This window comes from Aeromonas sp. QDB62, from assembly GCF_027705695.1.
GTDB classification, from domain to species: domain Bacteria; phylum Pseudomonadota; class Gammaproteobacteria; order Enterobacterales; family Aeromonadaceae; genus Aeromonas; species Aeromonas allosaccharophila.
The window spans coordinates 53,126-76,037 of the sequence record NZ_JAPDCD010000024.1 but is presented as its reverse complement, the minus strand read 5'-3'; the positions used below and the strand labels follow the sequence as shown (position 1 = coordinate 76,037).

Annotated in this window: 22 protein-coding genes; 9 read left to right on the top strand and 13 right to left on the bottom strand. The window is 58.1% G+C overall.

What is annotated here, in order from left to right; all coding sequences use genetic code 11:
- Nucleotides 1-304: 304 nt before the first annotated feature.
- Nucleotides 305-667, bottom strand: coding sequence for a hypothetical protein (locus OKC27_RS13535; protein WP_213393587.1), 363 nt, complete (start codon nt 665-667; stop codon nt 305-307).
- Between the two features lie 159 nt (nt 668-826).
- Here OKC27_RS13535 and OKC27_RS13530 point away from each other — a divergent pair, with 159 nt between their 5' ends.
- Nucleotides 827-2,038, top strand: coding sequence for a NupC/NupG family nucleoside CNT transporter (locus OKC27_RS13530; RefSeq protein ID WP_042060226.1), 1,212 nt, complete (start codon nt 827-829; stop codon nt 2,036-2,038).
- A 91-nt stretch (nt 2,039-2,129) separates the two neighbouring features.
- Here the strand turns inward: OKC27_RS13530 and OKC27_RS13525 are convergent, their stop codons facing one another.
- The gene (locus OKC27_RS13525) at nt 2,130-3,446 is read right to left on the bottom strand and encodes a HipA domain-containing protein (RefSeq protein WP_182970672.1); all 1,317 of its coding nucleotides are present in this window, start codon (nt 3,444-3,446) and stop codon (nt 2,130-2,132) included.
- Complete coding sequence (locus OKC27_RS13520; RefSeq protein ID WP_234605491.1) at nt 3,430-3,708, bottom strand: helix-turn-helix domain-containing protein; 279 nt, start codon at nt 3,706-3,708, stop codon at nt 3,430-3,432. Before OKC27_RS13520 ends, OKC27_RS13525 begins: the two co-directional genes overlap by 17 nt.
- A gap of 294 nt (nt 3,709-4,002) precedes the next feature.
- Here OKC27_RS13520 and OKC27_RS13515 point away from each other — a divergent pair, with 294 nt between their 5' ends.
- A complete protein-coding gene (locus tag OKC27_RS13515; protein ID WP_270795557.1) occupies nt 4,003-4,536 on the top strand; it encodes a metal-dependent hydrolase in 534 nt (177 codons plus the stop codon).
- A gap of 298 nt (nt 4,537-4,834) precedes the next feature.
- Here OKC27_RS13515 and OKC27_RS13510 read toward each other — a convergent pair whose 3' ends face one another.
- From OKC27_RS13510 to OKC27_RS13470, 9 genes are all read right to left on the bottom strand, one after another.
- Nucleotides 4,835-5,350 (bottom strand): hypothetical protein, encoded by a 516-nt coding sequence (locus OKC27_RS13510; protein ID WP_270795559.1) that lies wholly within the window; start codon nt 5,348-5,350, stop codon nt 4,835-4,837.
- 40 nt (nt 5,351-5,390) lie between these two features.
- A complete protein-coding gene (locus tag OKC27_RS13505) occupies nt 5,391-6,212 on the bottom strand; it encodes a hypothetical protein (RefSeq protein WP_270795561.1) in 822 nt (273 codons plus the stop codon).
- 255 nt (nt 6,213-6,467) lie between these two features.
- A complete protein-coding gene (locus tag OKC27_RS13500; RefSeq protein ID WP_270795563.1) occupies nt 6,468-7,061 on the bottom strand; it encodes a hypothetical protein in 594 nt (197 codons plus the stop codon).
- Between the two features lie 603 nt (nt 7,062-7,664).
- Nucleotides 7,665-8,471: a tryptophan synthase subunit alpha gene (gene trpA / locus OKC27_RS13495; RefSeq protein WP_005350211.1), complete on the bottom strand. Its 807-nt coding sequence runs from the start codon at nt 8,469-8,471 to the stop codon at nt 7,665-7,667.
- A complete protein-coding gene (gene trpB, locus OKC27_RS13490) occupies nt 8,468-9,661 on the bottom strand; it encodes a tryptophan synthase subunit beta (RefSeq protein ID WP_270795566.1) in 1,194 nt (397 codons plus the stop codon). The genes trpA and trpB overlap by 4 nt, the downstream gene beginning before the upstream one ends.
- A gap of 47 nt (nt 9,662-9,708) precedes the next feature.
- Complete coding sequence (trpCF, locus tag OKC27_RS13485; protein WP_270795582.1) at nt 9,709-11,142, bottom strand: bifunctional indole-3-glycerol-phosphate synthase TrpC/phosphoribosylanthranilate isomerase TrpF; 1,434 nt, start codon at nt 11,140-11,142, stop codon at nt 9,709-9,711.
- A gap of 86 nt (nt 11,143-11,228) precedes the next feature.
- Nucleotides 11,229-12,242 (bottom strand): anthranilate phosphoribosyltransferase, encoded by a 1,014-nt coding sequence (gene trpD, locus OKC27_RS13480; protein ID WP_058053107.1) that lies wholly within the window; start codon nt 12,240-12,242, stop codon nt 11,229-11,231.
- Between the two features lie 15 nt (nt 12,243-12,257).
- Nucleotides 12,258-12,857, bottom strand: coding sequence for an aminodeoxychorismate/anthranilate synthase component II (locus tag OKC27_RS13475; RefSeq protein ID WP_005359135.1), 600 nt, complete (start codon nt 12,855-12,857; stop codon nt 12,258-12,260).
- Nucleotides 12,850-14,484 carry an anthranilate synthase component 1 gene (locus tag OKC27_RS13470; RefSeq protein WP_270795568.1) on the bottom strand — a complete coding sequence of 545 codons (1,635 nt, stop codon included), beginning with the start codon at nt 14,482-14,484 and terminating at the stop codon, nt 12,850-12,852. Before OKC27_RS13470 ends, OKC27_RS13475 begins: the two co-directional genes overlap by 8 nt.
- Nucleotides 14,485-14,918: 434 nt before the next feature.
- On the opposite strand from OKC27_RS13470, the gene rnm reads away from it, so the two are divergent.
- The 6 genes from rnm (at nt 14,919) to tesB (ending at nt 20,151) form a co-directional block, all read left to right on the top strand.
- Nucleotides 14,919-15,800 carry an RNase RNM gene (gene rnm, locus OKC27_RS13465; RefSeq protein ID WP_075112437.1) on the top strand — a complete coding sequence of 294 codons (882 nt, stop codon included), beginning with the start codon at nt 14,919-14,921 and terminating at the stop codon, nt 15,798-15,800.
- A 106-nt stretch (nt 15,801-15,906) separates the two neighbouring features.
- The gene (locus OKC27_RS13460) at nt 15,907-16,527 is read left to right on the top strand and encodes an L-threonylcarbamoyladenylate synthase (protein ID WP_058053104.1); all 621 of its coding nucleotides are present in this window, start codon (nt 15,907-15,909) and stop codon (nt 16,525-16,527) included.
- Nucleotides 16,520-17,431, top strand: a complete 912-nt coding sequence (locus tag OKC27_RS13455) for a segregation and condensation protein A (RefSeq protein WP_232099208.1) — start codon at nt 16,520-16,522, stop codon at nt 17,429-17,431. The genes OKC27_RS13460 and OKC27_RS13455 overlap by 8 nt, the downstream gene beginning before the upstream one ends.
- Complete coding sequence (gene scpB, locus OKC27_RS13450) at nt 17,415-17,987, top strand: SMC-Scp complex subunit ScpB (protein ID WP_127008394.1); 573 nt, start codon at nt 17,415-17,417, stop codon at nt 17,985-17,987. The genes OKC27_RS13455 and scpB overlap by 17 nt, the downstream gene beginning before the upstream one ends.
- A 134-nt stretch (nt 17,988-18,121) precedes the next feature.
- The gene (rluB, locus tag OKC27_RS13445; protein ID WP_270795572.1) at nt 18,122-19,045 is read left to right on the top strand and encodes a 23S rRNA pseudouridine(2605) synthase RluB; all 924 of its coding nucleotides are present in this window, start codon (nt 18,122-18,124) and stop codon (nt 19,043-19,045) included.
- 239 nt (nt 19,046-19,284) lie between these two features.
- Complete coding sequence (tesB, locus tag OKC27_RS13440) at nt 19,285-20,151, top strand: acyl-CoA thioesterase II (protein ID WP_064338413.1); 867 nt, start codon at nt 19,285-19,287, stop codon at nt 20,149-20,151.
- 78 nt (nt 20,152-20,229) lie between these two features.
- On the opposite strand, the gene aceK is transcribed toward tesB, so the two are convergent.
- A complete protein-coding gene (gene aceK / locus OKC27_RS13435) occupies nt 20,230-21,957 on the bottom strand; it encodes a bifunctional isocitrate dehydrogenase kinase/phosphatase (RefSeq protein ID WP_058053100.1) in 1,728 nt (575 codons plus the stop codon).
- Nucleotides 21,958-22,163: 206 nt separating this feature from the next.
- On the opposite strand from aceK, the gene OKC27_RS13430 reads away from it, so the two are divergent.
- Nucleotides 22,164-22,868 carry a tRNA/rRNA methyltransferase gene (locus OKC27_RS13430; protein ID WP_182939203.1) on the top strand — a complete coding sequence of 235 codons (705 nt, stop codon included), beginning with the start codon at nt 22,164-22,166 and terminating at the stop codon, nt 22,866-22,868.
- Nucleotides 22,869-22,912: the final 44 nt, after the last annotated feature.

Below are 22,912 nucleotides of genomic sequence, written 5' to 3'. Positions count from 1 at the left end.
CCACAGGTGGTTTTTGACGAACTTCTGAAAGCAGCCTGATTTTTAATCGGGAATTGCACTTCGAAGTTGAATTCGCGATAAAGAAATTTAAAGGCGTTTAATGTGAAAAACGTTTTTATCTCATCCTTGCTTTTATGGTAGCGAGAGTAAATTCGTTGAGATATCAGTTTTATAGAGCTGGTTTATAAGAAGTCGTCGTTTTTAGCCGGGGTGGTGGGGAAAGTCACTGGCCAAAAATGACAGCTCGATGGGGATTTTTTGTTATTTATATACCGATTATTAACATGCGCGAGAAAATAAGCTTTCAAACCCAATGACGATGGTGTTGATGATATGAATAAGTAGTCAGCAGGGTGAATGTTAATAGAGTGTCCAGTGGAATATATGCTGGTAACACTGTGATCTGTATCCTTAAACCGGTTTTTCTGTCGCTCGCTGTTGCATATTTAACCTGCGGGTCAAATGGGCTGCAAACGACAATCATCTTCTGCCTGAGCAAACCCGGCCGCTCGCTGCTTGTTTGACCATTTCGGTCAATGACATGAAAAGTTGCTCCGGCCAATCGTTTTACCGCTTTTTCTGTGACGGGGATCACTGTACCATCGCCGCCCGACCTGCCACACGGCCGCATCTCCCCCTGCGACGGCGCTGGCGTCACCCGATACATGCTGTCACCCGGAACGTGAATGACCCCAGGATGGGACCCGCCACTAACCTGTAGGTTTGTGGTCTGCGTGTCGCGTGGGTCGGCACCTCTCCCGCCAGATCACCCGCGACGCCTGTCTGCAGACTTGCCATATGAAACTCCTCTCTTCATAGGTGCAAGATGACACTGTTATTGAGTCTGGTCGGTATGCTGGCCCTGATGTTTATCGCCTGGCTGGCCAGTGAAAACCGCCGAGCCATCCGCTGGCGAACCGTGCTGGGTGCGCTCGCCCTGCAAACCGGTTTTGCTGCGTTGGTGCTCTATTTCCCCCCCGGACAAATCATGCTCGGTGCCATGAGCAATGGCGTCTCAGCCCTGCTCGGCTTTGCCGACAGCGGCATCCGTTTCGTGTTTGGCGATCTGGCCAGCAACGGCTTTATCTTCGCCGTGCGGGTGCTGCCGCTGGTGATCTTTATCAGCGCGCTGATCGCCGTGCTCTACCACTTCGGCATCATGCAGTGGGTGATCCGGGTATTGGGCGGCGCAGTGCATCGCCTGCTCGGCACCAGCCGCGCCGAATCCCTGGTGGCTACCGGCAATATCTTCCTGTCGCAAGGGGAGTCGCCGCTGCTTATTCGTCCCTTCCTCGCCGGAATGACTCGCTCCGAGCTCTTTGCGGTGATGACCTGCGGCATGGCCTCGGTGGCGGGCTCTGTGCTGGGCGGTTACGCCGGTCTGGGTGTGGATCTTAAATACCTGATTGCCGCCTCCTTTATGGCGGCGCCGGGTGGTCTCTTGATGGCGAAACTCTTGGTGCCAGAGCAGCAACAGGTGAGCGATCAGGCCGAGATCACCCTCGACAAGAGCGACTACAGCAACGCCATCGACGCGTTGGCGGGCGGCGCTATGAGCGGCATGAAGATCGCCGTGGCCATCGGCACTATCCTGCTGGCCTTTGTCAGCGTCATCACCATGATCAACGCCGGTCTCACCACGGTGGGCGAGTGGTTCGGCTGGGCCGATCTCTCCTTGCAGCAGGTGCTGGGTTATCTGTTTGCCCCGGTGGCCTGGCTGATTGGTGTGCCCGCCAGCGAGATGATGGCGGCAGGATCGCTGATTGGTCAGAAGGTGATCATGAACGAGTTCGTCGCCTATCTGGACTTTGCCAATATCAAGGCCGATCTGAGCGCCCACACCCAGATCATCATTACCTTCGCCCTCTGTGGTTTCGCCAATCTGGGCTCCATTGCGGTGCAGCTCGGCTCCATCGGCACCATGGCACCGGAGCGCCGCCACGATGTGGCCAATATGGGCTTCAAGGCGGTGTTGGCGGCGACCCTGGCCAACCTGATGAGCGCCACCCTGGCCGGGATCTTTGTCTCGCTGGCCTGAGAGCTCGATGTAATAGCCGGTTAGTCAGCGGCACAAACAAAAAGACCCCCTCTTGCCGCTGGGCAAGAGGGGGTCTTTTTCGTTGGATTGATTACAGATGCAGGTCGGGTAACAGCGCAGCCTGTTCTTGAAAATGGCGGCAGCGACGCTCAACGTCGTCTCGGTAGCGTGCCAGATAAGCCAGCTCGGCGGGATTGTCTGTCTCAACCATGGCGATGGCGGTATCCAGATGAAGGAGGATGTCGTTGGTCATCTTGTGCAAGGTCTGTTGCAACAGGCGTTTGGGCAGGTCACACGCCTCGGCCATCTCCAGCAACTGCCATGCGTTGATCGCCTCGGGGGCAAACTCGTCACCGATGGCCATGGCCAGATGCTGGTTGAACTCGGGGTAAAGCCCCACATTGACCAGATCGTACCAGGGGGTGGGCGTCAGCCCTGCTTTTGATACGAAGAAGCTGTAGTTCTTGCCGTGGGCATCATGGTTGTTGACGCAGAGGTTGAAAAGCAGCCATTGCAGCATGTTCAATCTGGCTTGCGCCGGATTGACGCAGAGGGCGCTGAGACTGAACAGCCGTGGCAGGCTCACCCCTTCCCGAATATGGGCCACATCCCGCCCATCACCGAAGTTGCGTTCATATTTTCGGGTGACGGGAAACCCGAGTCCCTGACAGGCATCGATCATATGACGACGGCGCACCCTCGCGCCATCCTCGTCGAGGCGCCGATCGAAGCGTTCCACCAGCAAACCTCGGTGGGACTTATCGCCTTGGCCGACCCTGTGCAGCTCGACCTGTGCCACCGGCATGCCCAGCAACGCGGCCAGCCGCATGGTCACGAACTCATTGATCACCAGATGAGGGTGATGCTCGAACTTGAGGAGGTGGGTGGAACAGAGCTCGCCCTCGCCAAACCCCAGCGCCCCCTCGAGTCGCAGCAGGTTGAGCTTGGCCTGCACACCCGCAACCGAGAGGCGGGGGCGACCATCCCAGACTTCCAGCGGCCAGAGCTCGGGCTGATCGAGGCGCAGCAACAGTTCCTCCGGGGTGATGGGGCGAAAGTGGGTGGCAATATCGGGCTTTGCGGGCAGGGTAAAGGTGACCGCCCCGGAGACATCGCGGCCGATGCCGTGGATCAGGGCAAAGAGATTGCTGCGCGAAACGGAGAGTGCCTCAATCAGGTGCTCCAGCCCGCGGTTTTCTGGCAGCAAGTTGCCGAGATACGCCCGGATCTGGGCGCTGCTGGCCGAACCATCCAGCGTCAGCGGCGGTGAGAGCGGGAAGCCGTGCGCTTGCCATGCAGGTGTATAGCCGAGCTGAAAAGTATCCCGTTGGGAGTCATATTCAAGATGACCGATCAGTTGGTTACCCAGCCGAAGTTCAAGCTGATGGTGCTCAGAACCACTCATCATCACCGACCTCTGATTGGCTGTTGTCGCTCGTTACCTGTGATCCCGCTTCCTGTACCAGTTGCAACCGCAGTCCCAGTGTGTTCATCACCTGCAGCAGGGTCGAGAGGTAGACATCTCCCCCCTTCTCGATCTTGATCAGGGTCTTCTTGGAGATGCCGCATAGTGAGGCCGTCACCTCCTGCGTCATCTTGGCGGCCTTGCGTCTCTCGCGGATCGCCAGCCCCAGCGAGGCGGGATCCAGTGCTTTCGGGGTGCTTTGCAACGATGTGTCTGCCATCATGATTACGGAAAAAGTGTAGGTTGTTACACCTTAACTCATGGTAAGAGCAAACAGCAATAAAAAGTGTACGATGGTGCACTTTTGATGTTCTCGGTGCTGGTTACGAGATAAAAGTGTAGATAAGTTCACTTTTTAGAGAAAAAAGGTGGTGAGGGATGATCTGGAGGATGGCCGAGGGGCAGGGATGGACTCGCTTGCAGAGCCGTAGTGCACTTCACGTTCACTTCACCGAGCGGGGGTAGGGTAGACGCACGTTTGCAGTTGGAGCTTCATTCTATGCCCACCATAGTCACTCACGCCGCCGTCCCTCTCTGTCTTGGGCTCGGGTTTGGCAGCCGGATTATTCCGCCGCGCTTGTTGTTGGCGGGGGTTGTCATCGCCATGCTGCCCGATGCCGACGTGCTCGCCTTCAAACTGGGGGTAGCCTACGGCCATGTCTTTGGCCACCGTGGCTTTACCCACTCCCTATTGTTTGCCTTTGCTCTGCCCACACTGGCCATGCTGTTTCACCGCCAGCTTAGGGCCAGCGCCGCCACTGTCTGGTCGTTTTTGCTGGTATCTTTGCTCTCCCACAGCCTGCTCGATTCGCTCACCACCGGCGGCAAGGGGGTTGGCTGGCTCTGGCCGTGGCGGGATGAGAGATTCTTTGCTCCCTGGCAGGTGATCCGGGTCGCCCCCTTCAAGCTGGAGGCCTATCTCACCGCCCGAGGTGAGGCGGTGATCCTCTCCGAACTCTACTGGGTCTGGCTGCCGGGGGTTGTATTGATGCTGGTGTTGATGGGATGGCGGGTGTGGAGAAGAAGGCGTTAGTGGTGGGGTTGGAAAGGGTTGTTGGATATATCGTGGTTGAGTAAAAATAAAAACTCGGTCACCCTTTATTTATGTTTTGGCGATATAACTTGTTTTATAGAATGATGGGTGTCCCAAACTTATTGTTGCAATAGGTGTTTAATCTCCTGAGGCATAACGCCCGCTTAAGGGGGTTACAACGCATAAAAACTAAAACTAAACCTAAACACAACAACTGTAATAACCATGGCCTAATAGAATTGCTGAAAAAGCTACGCATTGGAAGTCACTCTTAAAGCGTTTGTCATGCGGCTTCAATTCACTTTCCAAGCACCCATGCTACTATTTTTTCTTGATATTTATTGTATGAAAATTGAAACAAAGGGTCATTGTTACCCAGTGATAAAATAGAAGAAATAAAATAATCGCCAGCAGCTACATCTTGAATAAGTTGAGTTAAGTGAGATTTAAATTCGCTTTCATCTATTTTTTTATCCAAGCATCCTATTAGACCAGTGGCTAAACTGTGAGCTATTTCATTTCTAGCTTTTTTCGCAGCAAGGAGTATATGCTTTACGTCATCATTAACTGATAATGACTCTATGTTTTGATGTAGGGGTTGGTATTTACACATTAACTCTATCGCGTAATCCTCGAATTGATGAAGATCAACAGCAGCCTTTACATACGAATTTTTTAGTTCAAAGAATTTCGATGTATGGTCGCACAAGTGATCAAAATGAGTTGCAACTATCAAGCAACGTCCGAGTATTGCATGTAGTTCTTGTGTGTTTTCTGTAATTTCAAAATCATCTAAAAAGATATCTGGATTCATAAATTATCTCTGACGCATAACGTTTGAATTAAGGGGGCCGTTAGGCGTCCCGTTTGAATGATGAGTTAGCCATTATGTTTTGCTTTTCATCACTATTTTTAGAATCACGCCTCCTGATTCGAAGTGCAGTAACTGTAACCTGAAGTGCAACCACAACTGCTAGAAGTGCCCCCATGAGCGGGAAAAGCTTACTGAATATTGAAGTTATTGGTGAAGTTGTGACTGAATCGAAAATTTTACTGCCGATTAATGATGTTGCTAGAGCGGTAGACACACCAAGAAGAGTTGTAGCCATTATCATGGTAAGCTCTTTGCTCTTTTCATTCTTCAATGAGAACTCGCTTTTCCTTTCAACAATGCTTGCTAGTGAATCAAGAATTTTTCTCGCATCTTCTCTCCGCTCAGGTATCAACATTGCTTCAAGAGCGGTAATGATTTCATCTGGTTCTGTGTTCAATTCATTGAGACGAGTAGGCTCTCGATGCTCGCGTGTCTCACGTATTAGTTCTTCAATTTTTTCGGAATATTCCGACTTTTGCGGTATATCCAAATGTCTGCTTCGTTGTAAACGCAGGGCTACATCTTGAAGAAGTGAAATTGCAGTGCATGTTGGTCGTAATGCAACTGAGTGATCTCGTTCAGACGCATATATCAGATTTTCAATCACATGTTCCGATAGTCGCTGCTTATTAATTATGTAACTTTCAACAACATCCAATAGCTCATATGTAGCGTGCTTCTTACGTTCAGCAGATGCAGATGCAGCATCTTTTTTCTGTAGTCGGTAAAAGATATATGCTACGACGATACCTATAAGGATAGACAGAATTGACAGCCAGTTACTTTCTAAGAATTGTTGCATATCGTTCTCTCTTGCTTGTGGCTAATGTTTGGTTAAAGGGCGGCCAAAAGCGTATCTCGTATGTTGGGCTAAAAATCGTAGATTGGTGCTGAACGAAGTGAAGCCCAACGTTTACCGCGAATAAATCTGAAGATCTGTTTTACGGATCAGCCACATCTTTGTTTATCCCGATCTGGTTGGCGCAATAATGCTCGATAACAGCGGCTCAGAAAGGTAGGTCTTCTACTTTGTCGCTTGCCCGTGTTTGCGGCTTTGTTAGCCATATTTTGTGCCATCAGGAAATTCACAACGTACAACCTCGGAAAAGGCCCGCTTATGCCAAACCAAACGCCTCGCTAGCAATGGGTTGCTGTTCATGCGCTCAGGGCTTTTTGTTCCACATTTAAATAGTCTCTTGTGCATTCGATAAGCAAAAATTTCATCTATTTTTGGATGTGAGTCGATAGTAGACTGCTCATAGAAGACAAAGTAAGCAGGGTTTTCACTTGATATTTTTTCTATTTCAAGAAGGAACTGGCTTTTTACATATTTGCCATTATTTTTCTTTTTTAGATATGTGTCCGAGTAAGTTTCGGCGCCATGCCAGCCGCGCTTGAATCTTACGGCGATGCCATCTTTTCTTGTGCACTCTCCAATTTTTATGAATGGTTTTGCGTTGTTCTTAAAACGATAAAAATAGATGCCAAGTGAAGCTGACACGCCAGCATTATTAAGGTATTTCAAAACCAGGTTGTCTTTTGCTTGCAGTACGTCGTCTGGACTAGTTAGTAAAACACAAACAATCTGTTCTTTTCCTGTACCGCGTCCAGAGCCTGCCTTGTATTTTTTTGTGACGCATCTTGTTGTCATAGTTTTTTGGCTATTCCGTATGTTGGGCTAAAAAGCGTAGGTTGGTGCTGAACGAAGTGAAGCCCAACGTTTACCGCGAATATATCTGAAAGCTGTTTTACGAATCCGCCACATCCTTGTTTATCCCGATTTGGTTGGCGAAATAATGTTCGCCTGTTGGGCTTCGCTACACGCTGCGTCAACCGATAAAAACCACGCTACCGCCCCTGAGTGACAGCTCCCAGTTCGCTGCTGTTAACCTGCGAGATAGCAACAATTGCAGCCATGGTGCGCTCCCGAGAGAGGGATTGTCGTTTGGCTATCTTAATGGCAAGGGTTGGGCGTTGAGAAGCATGTTTTGGCGGGAATCTGTGTTGGATCAATAAATTAGTTAGCGGTTGGAGCTCAACTCATTTGGCAGAGAATGTAAAGCTTCCATCACCCCAGCCCTCTCCCGGAGGGAGAGGGGGCAAACAGCCGGGAGCTGCAAGCGGGTGCAAGCGAGATAAAAAGAAAGGGAGCCGGTCAGACTCCCTTTGATATGGTGATGCAACGATGGCTGCTATGCGTAATGTGGATACGCAGCCGGATCACTACGGCCAATGGCATGTGACCCATGCCGCCTTAACGATTGGTCGCGGCCTTCATCCCTTCCACAAACTCCTTCAGACGAGTGAGCATATGTTCCGGATTCTGGTGGTGGGTCTCGATGATCTTCACCACGGCGGAACCGGAGATGGCACCGGCGGCGCCGGCGGCAATGGCTTCACGCACTTGAGCCGGTTCGCTGATGCCAAAGCCGAGCAGGGCGGGGGGCGCATTGAACTCGCGCAGGGTATTGATCAGCCCCTCCACCGGCATGCCGGCCTTGGTCTCGGCACCGGTCACACCGGCGCGGCTCACCAGATAGGTGTAACCATTACCCAGCTCCGCCACCTGTTTCAGGGTCTCGGCGTCGCCATTGGGCGGGGCGATAAAGATGCTGTCGATGCCGAACTTGTCGGCCGCCGCCTTGTAGGGGGCGCACATCTGCACCGGCACGTCGGCGACCAGCACGGAGTCCACGCCTGCCTGCTGGCACTTCTCGTAGAAGCCGTCGATTTTGCGTACATAGACCAGGTTGGCGTAGACCAAGAGGCCAATGGGCAGTTGCGGGTACTTGGCACGGATGCGGCCTAGCAGCTCAAAGCAGTCGTCCGGGGTGGTGTGGCTGGCAAAGGCGCGCAGTGCGGCGCCCTGAATGGTGGGGCCATCCGCTACCGGATCGGAGAAGGGAATGCCGAGCTCGAGGGCATCGGCGCCCCCTGCGACCAGCGCATCGACGATGGCCAGTGACAATTCGGGGGTGGGGTCACCCAGCATCACGAACGGCACAAAGGCGCCCTGATTGGCTTCGTCCAGACGGGAGAAGAGTTGTGCGTAACGGTTCATGACAAGGTTCCTTCTTTCTCGAAAATGTCAGCGACGGTGAAGATATCTTTGTCGCCACGGCCGGAGAGGTTGACGATGAGTACCTGCTCTTTCTCCGGTTCACTGCGGGCCATCTTGAGGGCGTGGGCCAGCGCGTGGGAGGACTCCAGCGCCGGGATGATGCCTTCGGATTTGGCCAGCTCCTGGAAGGCGTCCAGCGCCTCCTTGTCGGTGATGGAGACATACTCGGCGCGGCCGATGGCGGCCAGATAGGCGTGCTGCGGGCCGACGGAGGGGAAGTCGAGCCCCGCCGAGACGGAGTAGGACTCCTGAATTTGCCCCTGCTTGTCCTGCATCAGGTAGGAGTGCATGCCAAAGAAGACCCCCTTGCTGCCGTGACCGAGCGGCGCACCGTGCTCACCGCTCTCGATACCGTGACCACCCGGCTCGACCCCGATCAGGCGCACCTCTTTGTTGTCGATGAAGTCGGCAAACATGCCGATGGCATTCGACCCGCCGCCGACGCAGGCGATCACCGCATCTGGCAGCCGCTCTTCTTTCTTGAAGCACTGGGCCTTGGCCTCTTCGCCGATCATCTTCTGGAACTCCCGCACGATAGTGGGGAAGGGGTGCGGGCCGGCGGCGGTGCCGAGCAGGTAGTGGGCCGACTCGTAGTTGGCAGCCCAGTCACGCAGCGCCTCGTTGCAGGCATCTTTCAGGGTGCTGGAGCCGGAGTGCACCGGAATGACGGTGGCGCCCATCAGCTTCATGCGAAAGACGTTGGGCTTCTGGCGCTCGCAATCCTTGGCACCCATATAGACCCGGCACTTGAGGCCGAGCAGGGCGCAGGCCAGTGCGGTCGCAACGCCGTGCTGACCGGCGCCGGTCTCGGCGATGATCTCGCTCTTGCCCATCCGCTTGGCCAGCAGCGCCTGACCCAGTACCTGGTTGGTCTTGTGGGCGCCGCCGTGCAGCAGGTCTTCACGCTTCAGGTAGAGGCGGGTCTTGGTGCCCTTGGTCAGATTACGAGTCAGGGTGAGCGGGGTCGGGCGACCGGCATACTCGGTCAGCAGTTCCTGAAATTCGGCGATAAAGGCCGGATCATCCTTGGCATCGACAAAGGCTTTCTCCAGCTGGAGCAGGGCGGGGATAAGGATTTGGGGTACGTACATACCGCCAAATTCACCAAAAAACGGGTTGAGCAGGGTCATGGCTTCTTCCTTGTATTAGCTAAATCGAAACATCAAAAAGGGTTGCGTTACAGAGTGCGCAGGGCGGCAAACGCGGCCGCAATCTTGTGTGTATCCTTCTGGCCCGGGGCACTCTCTACCCCGGAGTTGAAATCAAGGCCGAGGCAGCCCACTTGCGCCGCCTGCAGGGCGTTGTCGGGATTGAGCCCCCCCGCCAGCATCAGTTTGTTCTTGTCGAGATGGGCCAGCATGGCCCAGTCGAACGCCTGACCCGTGCCGCCGCTCTGGCTGCCCACTTTTGTATCCAGCAGCAGGCGATCCGCCGGATAGTCGAGGGCGGGCAGCGGCTCGCCGCTTTCTTTGCCAAGAGAGACGCCTATGGCTTTCCAGATCTGGCAGGTCGCCGGCAACAGCGGACGCAGGTTGTCGATATAGGCGGCGTCTTCATCCCCATGCAGTTGCACCGCGGCGAGCCCGAGCGCCTCCACCGTTTTGGCGATGGTCTCTTGCTGGGCATTGCGAAACACCCCCACATAGGCGAGCGGCGCACCCGCCATCACGGCGCGGGCGGCGGGGATGTCCACATAGCGCGGACTCTTTGCCACAAAGATAAGGCCGCCAAACACCGCGCCCGCCTGATGGGCGGCGGCGGCATCGTCGGCGCGGGTCAGGCCGCACACCTTGTTCTGGCCCAGAGTGAGCTTGCGCACAGCAGCCTCCAGATCCGGCTCGGCCATCAGGGATGAGCCCACCAGAAAGCCCTTGGCGTGGTGGCGCAGATCCGCCACCTGGGCGCGGTGGTTGATGCCGGATTCGCTGATCACCACCCGATCGCTCGGGATATCTTTAGCCAGCTGTTTGGTGCGGTTGAGATCGACGCTCAAGTCGCGTAGATCCCGGTTATTGATGCCGATGACCGGCGCCCCCAGCGCGATGGCACGGGTCAGCTCCTCTTCATTGCTCACTTCGGTCAGCACGCCAAGGCCCAGCTCCTTGGCCACCGCGAACAGGGCGCGATACCCCTCGTCGGTGAGCACCGAGAGCATCAGCAGGATAGCGTCCGCCTGATAGTGGCGGGCCAGATAGACCTGATAGGGGTCAATCATAAAATCCTTGCAGAGCACCGGCTGCTGAACACGGCTGCGAACCCGCGGCAGGAAGGCGAAATCCCCCTGAAAGAACTTCTCGTCGGTCAGCACCGAGATGGCGGTGGCGTATTTGCCATAGATGTCGGCGATGGCCTCCGGGCTGAAGTCGTCGCGGATCAAGCCCTTGGAGGGGGAGGCCTTCTTGCACTCCAGAATAAAGCGGGTGGAGCCCGCCTTGAGCGCCCCGACGAAATCCCGATCACTTGGGGTCAGCGCGCTCTGGAAGCTATCCAGCGGCTGGGCCAGCTTGCGGGCGGCAACCCACTCCTGCTTGGCCGCCACGATCTTGCCGAGAATGGTCTGGCTGATGGAGGCCATGTTCAGAAAAGCATGGGGGGCAATAAGGTCTGACATCTCGTTATCCTTGCGAAACTGGGTACTGCCCTGCGGGCGATCTGAGCTAGTGCCTGAGTGAGTGCCGTGCTGGTTCTTGGCTGACATCATGCCTCCTGATGGCTCAGGGTGGCCAACTTGGCAGCGAGCTCTGCCGTCTTGCCGCTTGCCAGCACCGCCAGCACTTCGGCCGCCGCGCTCTTGAGATCTTTCGCCTTGCCCGCCATCAGCAGCAGTGGCGCCACGTTGGCGGCGATGGCGGCGTTGTGGGCCGGGGTGCCACGTCCTTCCAGAATGGCGGCGGTGATGGCGCGGTTCTCTTCAGGCTCACCGCCCTGAATGGCGCTGACCGGATAGGTCTCGAGGCCAAAGTCAGCCGGGGTGATCATGAATTCGCGGATCTCGCCGTCACGGATCTGGGCCACCTGGGTCGGGCCGTGGATGGCAATCTCGTCGAGCCCGGCGCCGTGAACCACCATACCGGTTTTCAGCCCCAGTGCCAGCAGGGTTTCTGCGATGGGGCGCACCAGCTCGGGGGCATAGACCCCCATCAGCTGATAGGTGGGACGAGCGGGGTTGATGAGCGGCCCCAGCACGTTGAACAGGGTGCGGGTCTTGAGGGCCTGACGCACCGGCATGGCGTGGCGCACGCCAGCGTGGTATTGGGGGGCGAACAGGAAGCAGATGCCGAGTTCATCCAGACAGTGGCGTGCCTGCGCCGGGCTCATGTCGAGCTTGATGCCCATCTTGTCCAGCAGATCGCTGGAGCCTGACTTGCTCGAGACCGAGCGGTTGCCGTGCTTGGCCACTTTCAGGCCGCAGGCGGCGGCGACCAGCGCCGAGGTGGTGGAGACGTTGATGGTGTTGAGGCCATCGCCCCCGGTGCCGACGATATCGCAGAACGCATAGTCTGGACGCGGGAAGTCGCGCGCTTCCGCCAAGAGAGCCTCGGCGGCGCCAGCGATCTCCTCCGGGGTCTCCCCCTTGATCTTGAGGGCGGTCAAGAGACTGGCCAGCACAATGGGATCCACTTCGCCACGTACCACCTGGCCGAAGGCGTCGCGGGTACTTTCACGGCTCAGAGACTGACCCTGATAGAGGGTGTTGAGATGTTGATGCATGTTGGTCTCCTTACCTTAACGCACGCTGCTTTCTGGGCGGGTGATATGGGCGAGCGCCTGAGTCAGCAGACGGGCCCCTTCCGAGGTCATGATGGATTCCGGGTGGAACTGGAATCCCAGCACCCGCTCATCCTGCTGCTCAATGGCCATGGGCATGCCCTGATAGTGGGCAATCACCGTCAGCTCTTCCGGTACATAGGTGGCGACCAGCGAGTGGTAGCGGGCCACCGGCAGCGGGCTCGGCAGACCGGCGAAGGCGCCGTGGCCGTTGTGCTCAATCAGGGAGCGCTTGCCGTGGACGATTTCGCCCGCCGCGCCGACGGTGCCACCGTAGGCTTCGCACAGGGCCTGATGACCGAGACAGATGCCGAGGATGGGCACCTGACCGCGTGCCAGCTTGATCAGGTCAATCAGGCAACCCGCTTCATGGGGGGCGCCCGGCCCCGGCGAGAGCACCAGCACGGCGTCCCCTTCACAGGCGGCGATTTCGCTCATGATGCGGCTGGCCGGCAGGCTGTTGCGATAGATCCTCACCGGATAGCCGAGGGAGCGGAACTGGTCGACGAGGTTGTAGGTAAAGGAGTCGAAGTTGTCGAGCAGGAAGATGTTAGTCATGGCTCACGTCCTTATGTTGCTCCTGCTGGGCGTTCAGTGCTTGCAGGGAGGTGCCATGGCTGGCAGCGATGGCGGCCAGCACGGCGGCCGCCTTGGCGCGGGTCTCGTCCGCTTCGGCCTGCGGTTTGGAGTCATAGACCACCCCGGCACCGGCCTGCACATGGGCCATGCCATCTTTCACAAAGGCGGAGCGGATGACGATGCAGGTATCCATCTCGCCTGCACCGTTGATGTAGCCGACGGCGCCGCCGTAGCTGCCGCGGCGCTTGCCTTCCACCATGCGAATCAGCTCGCTGGCGCGGATCTTGGGTGCGCCGGTGAGGGTGCCCATGTTCATGCAGGCCTGATAGGCGTGCAGGGCGTCAAGGTCGGCGCGCAAGGTACCGACCACCTTGGAGACCAGATGCATCACGTGGCTGTAGCGATCCACTTTCAGCAGCTCCTTGACGTAGCGGGTGCCGGGCTCGGAGATGCGGGCGATGTCGTTACGGCCCAGATCCACCAGCATCAGGTGCTCGGCCACCTCTTTTTCATCCTGACGCAGCTCCAGCTCGATGCGGCCATCGAGATCCCGGTTGATGCTGCCATCGGGGTTGAAGCCACGGCGGCGGGTACCGGCGATAGGGTACATCTCGACGTCGCGGCTGGCGGCGCAGAACTTCACCGCGCTCTCCGGCGAGGCGCCAAACAGGGTGAAGCCCTCATCCTGCACGTAGAACATGTAGGGGCTGGGGTTGGTCTGTTTGAGGCGGCGATAGGCGGCCAAGGGGCTGGGGCAGGGCAGGGAGAAGCAGCGGGACGGCACCACCTGGAAGATGTCGCCACGGCGGATAAAGCCCTTGAGCTTCTCCACCTCGGCACAGAACTGCTTGTCGCTCTTGTCCACGCTCATGCCGCCGCTCAGGGGCTGGGTGGTCAGCTCGGCGCTAAGGGGTTGCTGGCAAAGCTGTTTGAAGTCGGTGAGTCGCTCGGTCAGGCGGGTGTATCTGTCTTCCACCTGGCTCTCGTCGCTGTCGCCGCCAAAGATGCAGGCCAGCAGTTGAGTGGTGCGTTCGATATGGTCGATGGTGATCAGGGTCTCGGCCACGTAGAAGCAGTAGTCGGGGCAGTGGTTGCTCCCCTCCGGCACCTCGGGCAGATCCTCGAAGGAAGCGATCAGGTCATAGGCGAAGCTGCCCGCCATAAAGAGCGCCTCTTTACCAAGCTGGCAATCGAGCTCTCGCTGCAGGGTGCGCAGCACGTCCAGCACGCTGCACCCCTTGAGGCGGGAATCTTCGTCCAGCTCCCGATCGGAGGCCGGGAAATCGAGCTGCAGCTCGCCACCTACCAGCGAACGAGCCACCACCGCAGGCAGCCGCTCGGCCAGCAGGCTCTGCAACTGGGCGCCGTTGTCGTTGAGGGTGCGAACCCGCACGGTGCGACCACGGCACTCGATGCGCAGGCAGGCATCGACCAGCAGCAGGCTCTGTTTGCCCGCCTTGGAGTCGATCTCCACCGATTCAAGCAGCAGGTTGTTGGGGCGACCCTGACAGAGGCGGGTATAGAGCGCCAGCGGATCGGCCACATAAGGGGCGTTGAGTTTGAGGGTATCGAATTCACCCAGAGGAAGGCGATGTGTGGCTGTCATAGTGCGTTCCCTTGCGTGTGATGCGGTTTACCGATGTTCATGCGTCTAATCCCGTAAAAATGCTTTGGAAATTGGGTCGGTTCGGGCGGTTTCAGTAGGGTCGCCATCGCCAGGTCATTGCGCTTGTCTGAATTCTCGGTTTCATCACAGGTCCATTTGCCGGATAATAAAAAAGCCCGCTGGGGTCAGCGGGCTTTTTCTTTGGGTTCTTAATTTGCTGTCAGATTACAGGTACAGCAACGACCACACGCCCGCATGTCAGGGAGTGTGCCACCACCAGATGGTCAGGATGGAAGTCGTTTGCATGATAAAGTCCTGTAAAAAGATGTTTGCAATGAAGTGCCTACAGAAAACGATAAAGCCGCGGCCAAGTCAAGTCGCTTTTTAGCCTTCTTTTTTTCAAGCGGGCCCCAAGACAAGAGCGAAACAAGCCGATGAGATTCGATCTTCACTGCCATACCACTGCCTCCGACGGGGTGCTGAGCCCGGCCGAACTGGTGCGCCGCGCCGCTGAAAAACAGGTTGAGGTGTTAGCGGTTACTGACCACGACACCCTTGACGGGCTTGATGAGGTGCGCCGCACCATCGAGACCGAGCAGTTGCCGCTGCGACTGGTGAGCGGGGTCGAGATCTCCACCGGCTGGGAGCATCACGAAATTCATATCGTGGCGCTGGGGGTGGATGAAAAAAATCCGCAGTTGGTGGCGTTTTTGGCCGGACAACGGGCTCGCCGCGAGGCTCGCGCACTGGAAATCGGGCGCCGTCTGGAGAAGTGTCTGATCCCCGGCACCTATGAAGAGGCCAAGGCATTGGCCGGTGATGCGGCTGTGACCCGTGCCCACTTCGCCCGGGTGCTGGTGGCGCGCGGGGTAGCCGACAACATGCAGAAGGTATTCAAAAAGTACCTGAGTCGTGGCAATAAAGGGTATGCCCCGGCCGAGTGGCCCGAGATGAGCGAAGCAATCACAGCCATTCACGCCGCGGGCGGGCTGGCGGTGCTGGCTCACCCCAGCCGTTACGATCTCACCGCCAAGTGGATCAAGCGGCTGCTGGTGGCGTTCAAAGCGGCCGGTGGCGATGCCATGGAGGTGTCATTGCCCCAGCAGAGCCCACAGGAGCGGGCCAATCTGGGTCAGTGGGCGAAAGAACACGATCTGTACATCTCGGTGGGATCGGATTTTCACTTTCCGTCCAACTGGACCGAGCTGGGCCGCCACCTCTGGTTGCCAAAGGAAGGCATGCCGGTCTGGCTGGCCTATCCGGGCCACTTTGGGCTTACCACCGAACAGCATGCCGAGCTGCTGGCGAGCCGCTAACGGCACCAGCGAAGTGGTCACAAACAGGTTAAGGTAGTGTCATGGGTCTTTGATCCGTGACCATACGAGCGGGCAGGTATTGCTGCCCCCATTGCGAGAACAAGCTATGAGTCAGCATTTTTACGTACATCCGGAAAACCCCCAGGCCCGTCTGATCGGTCAGGCGGTACAGATCATCCAGAACGGCGGCGTCATCGTCTATCCGACCGACTCCGGCTATGCGCTGGGTTGCCAGATGGGTGACAAGGGGGCGCTGGAGCGCATCTGCCGCATCCGTCGCCTCGATGCGACTCACGACTTCACCCTGGTGTGCCGCGATCTCTCCGAGATCGCGACCTACGCCAAGGTCGACAACGGTGCGTTTCGCCTGATCAAGCACAACACCCCGGGCGCCTATACCTTCATCTTCAAGGCGACCAAAGAGGTGCCGCGCCGCCTGATGAACGAGAAGAAGAAGACCATCGGTATCCGTATCCCGGACAACAAGATCGCCCAGGCGCTGCTGGAGGCCCTCGGTGAGCCGCTGCTCTCCACCACCCTGATCCTGCCGGACTCCGAGATGGCCGAGTTTGACCCGGAAGAGATCTTCGACAAGCTGGGCAAGCAGATCGATCTGGTGGTCAACGGCGGCTATCTGGGCGAGCAGCCCACCACCGTTGTCGATTTCTCTGACGACGAGCCGGTGCTGCGTCGTCGCGGCGCAGGGGATCCGACCCCGTTTGAGTGAGTCTGCCGACCCTGTTTCCGTGACGGCCCCGCCCCAGGCGGGCGCACCGGTCGCGGAGTCAGCGGGGGAGTCCGTTCTCTCCCACGCCATCCCGTCCCCCATCGCGCGGGTTCTGGGGCAGCCCTATCACGAGCTGCCCCAGGACTTGTTCATCCCGCCCGATGCGCTGGAGGTGTTCCTCGATACCTTCGAGGGGCCGCTCGATCTGCTGCTCTACCTGATCCGGCGCCAGCAGCTCGATATCCTCAATTTGCCGATCCTGCAGATCACCGCCCAGTACATGGAGTACGTGGAGCTGATGCAGGGGCTCAACCTTGAGCTGGCGGCGGAGTATCTGTTGATGGCGGCCTGGCTCGCGGAGATCAAATCCCGCCTGCTGCTGCCCAAGGCGCCGGAGCTGGAGGATGAAGAGGAGGGGGAAGACCCGCGGGTGACCCTGATCCGCCGCCTGCAGGAGTACGAGCGCTACAAGGTGGGAGGCGAGCGCCTCAACGAGCTGCCACGGGTGGAGCGGGAGATCTTTATCGCCGCCGCCTTGCCCCCCGATTTTGGCGCTCTCAAGCCACTGGCGCCCGATGTTTCGCTGGTTGAGCTCGCCCTTTACATGCAAAGTGTGGTAAAACGCGCGACTCATTTCGAACATCACCAGATCCGCCGCGAACAGATCCCGACCCGGGTACGCATGGCGGAGATCCTCGCCATGCTCACGCTGGGGCAGACCCTGCGCCTTGAGCAGGTGCTGCGCGCCGAAGAGGGACGCATGGGGGTACTGGTGACGTTTCTGGCCCTGCTGGAGCTGTGCAAGGAGCAACTGATCTGGATCCTGCAGGCAGAACCCTTGGGTCCAATCCATTTTGCATTGGCCGAGCAGAGCGAGGAGGGCAACCGTGGCGCTGCCCACTGAACGACTCAAGACCTTGATCGAAGCTGCGCTGTTCGTGGCTGGTCGTCCGCTCAACGTCAGCGAGCTGAAAAGCAGCGTGCTGGCCGATTATCCGGTGACCAGTCGCTATGTTCAGCTGCTGTTGGCCGAGATCAGGCAAGATTACAGCGAACGGGGCGTCGAGCTCAAAGAGGTCGCCTCCGGCTGGCGCTTTCAGGCGCGTCAGGAGTATGCCGAAGAGCTTTCAAGGCTCTGGAGCGAGCGGGCGCCGCGCTATTCGCGCGCCGTGATGGAGACGCTGACCCTGATCGCCTATCGCCAACCCATCACCCGGGCCGAGATCGAAGCGATCCGCGGGGTGGCGGTGTCGAGCCAGATAGTGAATACCCTGAAAGAGCGTGGCTGGGTGCGCAGCATTGGCCACAAAGAGGTCGCGGGTCGTCCCGAACTGCTCGCCACCACCAGAGAGTTTCTGGATTACTTTAATCTGCAGAGTCTGGAGCAGCTCCCCGAGCTGGATCCGGAGCTGCAACCCCTGTTGCCCTCGGTGGTGGACGGGGAGAGCGATGCCCGGTGAATGGCGCCCAAGCGTGCCGATTTCACCGAGATGTACATTTTTCAACTGTGGCGAGCGCTTCAACCGGCGTTTGTTACAGTTAACCCCGTTGCCCCTTTGACCAGTGGGCAGCGATCAACAATCAGGTAACCCCGATGAGTGAAAAACTGCAAAAAGTGTTGGCCCGCGCGGGTCACGGCTCCCGTCGTGAGATGGAGGCCCTGATCACCGCAGGTCGGGTCAGTGTGGATGGCAAGGTCGCCACACTGGGGGATCGCGTCGAAGTGAACGCCGTGATCCGGGTGGATGGTCACCAGGTCAAGACCCGCGGGGCAGAGGAAGTGATCTGCCGCGTACTGGCTTACCACAAGCCGGAAGGGGAGATGTGTACCCGTCACGATCCGGAAGGTCGTCCCACCGTGTTTGATCGTCTGCCCAAGATGGAAGGTGCCCGCTGGATCGCGGTCGGCCGCCTCGACGTCAACACCTCCGGTCTGTTGCTGTTCACCACCGACGGTGAGCTGGCCAACCGTCTGATGCACCCGAGCCATGAAGTGGAGCGGGAATACGCGGTACGCGTGTTTGGCGAAATCACCGAAGCCATGCTGCAGCGTCTGCGCAAGGGCGTGCAGCTGGAAGATGGCACCGCCAAGTTCAACAAGATCAAACCGGCTGGCGGTGAGGGTCTGAACCAGTGGTTCAACGTCACCCTGACCGAAGGTCGCAACCGTGAAGTACGCCGCCTGTGGGAATCCCAGGAAGTGCAGGTTAGCCGCCTGATGCGTATCCGCTACGGCGACGTCAAGCTGGACCGCGGCATTCCGCGCGGCGGCTGGCAAGAGCTGAAACTGCCGGAAGTGAACTACCTGCGCGGTCTGGTCAACCTGCCGCCGGAGACAGAATCCAAGGTCGATCTGCAGCAAGATGGCAAAACCAGCCGTCACAAGCAGGCCGCCCAGATCCGTCGCGCCGTGCAGCGTCACAAAGAGATGCAGGGCAAAGAGCCGCGCGCTCGCGCTACCACCGCCCGTCGCAAGCCGCAAGCCTCTACCCGTAACTCAGGTACCGGCAGCAAGTAAGCCGACAACCCGTTGCGTACTGCGCGCCGTCAAATAGCGCGCAGTCGGCCAATAGAAAGGCCCGCACCAGATGGTGCGGGCTTTTTTTGTATCAAATGACCTCCCATCGCTTGCAAAAGGGGAGGCGGGCAAGAGGTTGAGTGGCGTTTCTGTCGTCTGATCGCCCGCAGACTCGTCGCCATGGTTGCTCTGCTCCGGTGAGCTTGTTAGCCTGTGCGGCTCTGATAGAGGAGTGAACGATGAGCAAGGTACTTGATGAGCTGCTGGCGTTGCTGGCGCTGGAAAAAATCGAGGAGGGCCTGTTTCGGGGCCAGAGCCAGGATCTCGGTCTGCGGGCCGTGTTTGGCGGACAGGTAATGGGGCAGGCCTTGTCAGCCGCCAAGCAGACGGTCGAGACCGGCCGTCAGGTTCACAGTTTTCACTCCTACTTCCTGCGTCCGGGGGATGTGACCCGCCCCATCGTCTATGACGTGGAGAATATCCGCGACGGTCAGACCGTCTCTACCCGCCGGGTCAAGGCGATTCAGGGCGGCAAGCCCATCTTCTATCTCAACGCCTCGTTTCAGGTGCCGGCCGACGGCTTCGAGCATCAGGCGCAGATGCCCACCGGCATCACCCCGCCGGAAGCGCTCAAGAGCGAGCTGGAACTGGTGCGTCCCTACGAGAACCTGATCCCGCCCTCCCTGCGCGACAAGATCCTCTGCGAGCAGCCCATCGAGATGCACCCGGTGACCCTGGTCGACCCTATTCGCCCAACGGTGCAGGATCCGGTGCGTCACGTCTGGTTCAAGGCCAATGGCCAGATGCCGGATGATCTGCGGATCCACAAATACCTGCTGGCCTACGCCTCCGACTTCAACTTCCTGCTCACTTCCCTGCAGCCCCACGGGGTGTCGTACTGGGAGCCGGATATGCAGGTGGCTACCATCGATCACTCCATGTGGTTCCACCGGGATTTCCGCTTCGACGACTGGCTGCTCTACGTGGTAGACAGCCCGAGCGCCAGCGGCGGTCGCGGTCTGGTGCGCGGCCAGTTCTTTACCCGTGACGGCATGCTGGTGGCGAGCACCATGCAGGAGGGGGTGATCCGCCGTCGCGGCAGTTAAGGCGCAAAGCGGATAGCAAAACGGGGTGGCTTTGGCCACCCCGTTTTCGTTGCTGCCATTCGCGCTGGGCCAGCGGGATCAGCCGCCGCGCTGGTACTTGAAACGCTTCTTGCGCCGGTAGGGGTAGACATCCTCGAATACCCCCACCTTGATGTTGCTCTGCAGCATCTTCCAGTAGTTGGCGTCGAACATCTCCTTGTGCAGCTGCAGCATGATCTCCCGCACTTGCGGCTTTTGCAGCAGGAAGGTGGCGAACTCCTCGGGGAAGATGTCGTTGGGGGCCACCGAATACCAGGGCTCGGCGCTCCACTCGTCTTCGGGGTAGCGGGGCGGCGGGATCTGGCGGAAGTTGCACTCCGTCATGTAACAGATCTCGTCGTAGTCGTAGAAGACCACCCGGCCGTGGCGGGTGACGCCAAAGTTCTTGAACAGCATGTCCCCCGGGAAGATGTTGGCCGCCGCCAGCTGTTTGATGGCGTTGCCGTACTCCTCCAGCGCGAGCCGGGTCTGCTGCTCGTCCGCCTTGTCCAGATAGAGGTTGAGCGGGATCATCTTGCGCTCGGTATAGAGGTGCTTGATCACCAGCTTGTCGTCGCTGATGGTGAGCGCCGACGGTGCCACCGTCTTGAGCTCGGCAAGCAGCTCGGGTGAGATGCGATCGAGGGGAAACTCGAAGTTGGTGAACTCCTGGGTATCGGCCATGCGGCCCACCCGATCGTGCTGTTTAACCAGCCGGTACTTTGCTTTCACCTGCTCGTGGCTCACATCCTTGGGGGGAGTGAACTCGTCTTTTATCACCTTGAACACCACATCGTAGGAGGGGAGGGTAAACACGCTCATCACCATCCCCTTGATGCCGGGGGCGATGATGAACTGATCCCGGCTCTGGGCCAGATGGTGGCGGTAGTGGCGATAGAGCTCGGTTTTGCCGTGCTTCTGGCAACCGATGGCGTTGTAGATCTCGTAATCGGGCTTGTGGGGCATGATTTGGCGCAGGAAGGCGACAAACAGCGCCGGTTCGCGGGCATAGACCATAAAGTAGGCGCGGGCGAAACCAAACACGATAGAGGCGAGATCCGGCTCGAAGATCACCGTGTCCACATAGATGCTGTGACCCGTGCTGAGCAGGGGCAGAATAAAGGGGAACACCTGATCCCGGGCCCGGATCAGCCCCACCAGATAGGCCCCCTTGTTGCGGTAGAACACCTCTTTGAGCAGCTCGATGGCAAACGGCTCGTCATGGAGGATTTGCGGGCCGTTCTCCGCAAGATGGCGGTGGATGTCGACAATATCCCGCTGCTTGTCCTCGTAGGGAAGGGTGAAGCTGTAATCCCCCAAGAGTTGGCTCAACGTCTGCGGCAGGTGGGCCAGATCGGTGCGATAGACCCGCAGCAGGGCGCTCAGGTCCGGTTTTTCGCCACGGCTGACGAAGGGATGAATATAGAGGTTCTCGTCACGGATATTGCGATGGCGAAAGATCCGGCGATAGACGGAGTTGAAGAAAGACTCCGCCACCTCGAAGTTCTCGCATTTTGGCAGCAGATCGCTAAAGGCACTTTTGACCTGTTTGAGCAGCGCCTGGGTGGCGTGGTGCTCCCCCATCATCTGGCGGATGGAGCTGGCGGTGGCCCCCACATGGTGGTCATAGAGGCGAATACGCTCGCGCCCCGCGAGCTGCACCCCCAGCCAGTCACTGTTCTCGAAGCGGCTCTTGCTGCCCTGGGTGATTTCGAGAAACCGGCTGTAAAACGACTCGAAGCGTTGCAGAATCGTCTCGGCGACGGCCTGTTCCAATGGCTGCTGCATCTCTCTCTTCCTTGTGATCTGTCGGGCCGATAGCGCGAAGGATTGGGTGTAATTTGTTCACACGTCAGGCCACTATCGCAACATTGAAACGTCTGTTCAAGTGGCAATTTTCGGGGATAAACGGTAGATTGCGCCCCTGTTTTGCTGATGGTTTAGCGACTGTTTGCAGTCTGTTTGAGAGGCCGTCCGGCCTGTGAGGAAACCCGATGAAGCTCTATTTTGTCCTGGTGGCACCTGCCCGTCCTGCGAATGTGGGGGCGGCGGCCCGCGCCATGAAAACCATGGGATTCGATGCCATGCGACTGGTGGCGAGCCGGGTACACGAAGAGGAGGAGGCGAGCTGGGTGGCCCACGGCGCCCAGGAGATCCTGACCCAGGCCGAGGCGTTCGATACCCTGCCCGAGGCGCTGGCTGACATGGATCTGGTGATCGCCACCACCGCCCGTGAGCGCGGTCGCTACCAGCACTACCTCACGCCGGGGGAGATCCGCGAGCAGATCCGCATCAAGCCATCGCTCGGCAAGGTCGCCATCGTCTTTGGCTGCGAGGAGTCGGGACTCTCCAACGAGCAGCTGGCCGAGGTCGATCTCATCAGCTATCTGCCGCTCAAGGTGAGCTACCCCTCCCTCAATCTGGGGCAGGCGATCATGCTCTACGCCTACGAGATGAGTCAGCTGATGGATGAGCTGAACGCCGACGGCGCCGCTGCGGTAGCAGAAAATTTTGATAACGCCGGGCAGGTTCGGGTGCTGAAAAGCAAAACAGCAGAATTGCTGGGTGAGCTCGGAGTTTCGCAGGATGAAAAACTGCATCAATGGGTGATGGACCGGGTGCCCATGCTGCCGCAGCGGGATTTGAACATGCTCCATCTGCTCTGCAAAGACCTTGCGCGCCGATTTGGGCGTGAGTAGCAAAGAGGTTTAAGTTGACAGCCCATCGCCCGCCGCGGTATTGC

Excerpts from the sequence above, each read along its gene's own strand:
- trpB (WP_270795566.1), bottom strand. The coding sequence starts at position 9,661 with ATGACCCTGCTCAACCCGTTTTTTGGTGAATTTGGCGGTATGTACGTA.
- OKC27_RS13535 (WP_213393587.1), bottom strand. The coding sequence starts at position 667 with ATGTATCGGGTGACGCCAGCGCCGTCGCAGGGGGAGATGCGGCCGTGT.
- OKC27_RS13460 (WP_058053104.1), top strand. The coding sequence starts at position 15,907 with ATGAGTCAGCATTTTTACGTACATCCGGAAAACCCCCAGGCCCGTCTG.
- OKC27_RS13525 (WP_182970672.1), bottom strand. The coding sequence starts at position 3,446 with ATGATGAGTGGTTCTGAGCACCATCAGCTTGAACTTCGGCTGGGTAAC.
- rluB (WP_270795572.1), top strand. The coding sequence starts at position 18,122 with ATGAGTGAAAAACTGCAAAAAGTGTTGGCCCGCGCGGGTCACGGCTCC.
- OKC27_RS13530 (WP_042060226.1), top strand. The coding sequence starts at position 827 with ATGACACTGTTATTGAGTCTGGTCGGTATGCTGGCCCTGATGTTTATC.
- OKC27_RS13505 (WP_270795561.1), bottom strand. The coding sequence starts at position 6,212 with ATGCAACAATTCTTAGAAAGTAACTGGCTGTCAATTCTGTCTATCCTT.
- OKC27_RS13515 (WP_270795557.1), top strand. The coding sequence starts at position 4,003 with ATGCCCACCATAGTCACTCACGCCGCCGTCCCTCTCTGTCTTGGGCTC.
- trpA (WP_005350211.1), bottom strand. The coding sequence starts at position 8,471 with ATGAACCGTTACGCACAACTCTTCTCCCGTCTGGACGAAGCCAATCAG.
- rnm (WP_075112437.1), top strand. The coding sequence starts at position 14,919 with ATGAGATTCGATCTTCACTGCCATACCACTGCCTCCGACGGGGTGCTG.
- tesB (WP_064338413.1), top strand. The coding sequence starts at position 19,285 with ATGAGCAAGGTACTTGATGAGCTGCTGGCGTTGCTGGCGCTGGAAAAA.
- aceK (WP_058053100.1), bottom strand. The coding sequence starts at position 21,957 with ATGCAGCAGCCATTGGAACAGGCCGTCGCCGAGACGATTCTGCAACGC.
- OKC27_RS13510 (WP_270795559.1), bottom strand. The coding sequence starts at position 5,350 with ATGAATCCAGATATCTTTTTAGATGATTTTGAAATTACAGAAAACACA.
- OKC27_RS13430 (WP_182939203.1), top strand. The coding sequence starts at position 22,164 with ATGAAGCTCTATTTTGTCCTGGTGGCACCTGCCCGTCCTGCGAATGTG.
- trpD (WP_058053107.1), bottom strand. The coding sequence starts at position 12,242 with ATGCATCAACATCTCAACACCCTCTATCAGGGTCAGTCTCTGAGCCGT.
- OKC27_RS13500 (WP_270795563.1), bottom strand. The coding sequence starts at position 7,061 with ATGACAACAAGATGCGTCACAAAAAAATACAAGGCAGGCTCTGGACGC.
- OKC27_RS13475 (WP_005359135.1), bottom strand. The coding sequence starts at position 12,857 with ATGACTAACATCTTCCTGCTCGACAACTTCGACTCCTTTACCTACAAC.
- trpCF (WP_270795582.1), bottom strand. The coding sequence starts at position 11,142 with ATGTCAGACCTTATTGCCCCCCATGCTTTTCTGAACATGGCCTCCATC.
- OKC27_RS13470 (WP_270795568.1), bottom strand. The coding sequence starts at position 14,484 with ATGACAGCCACACATCGCCTTCCTCTGGGTGAATTCGATACCCTCAAA.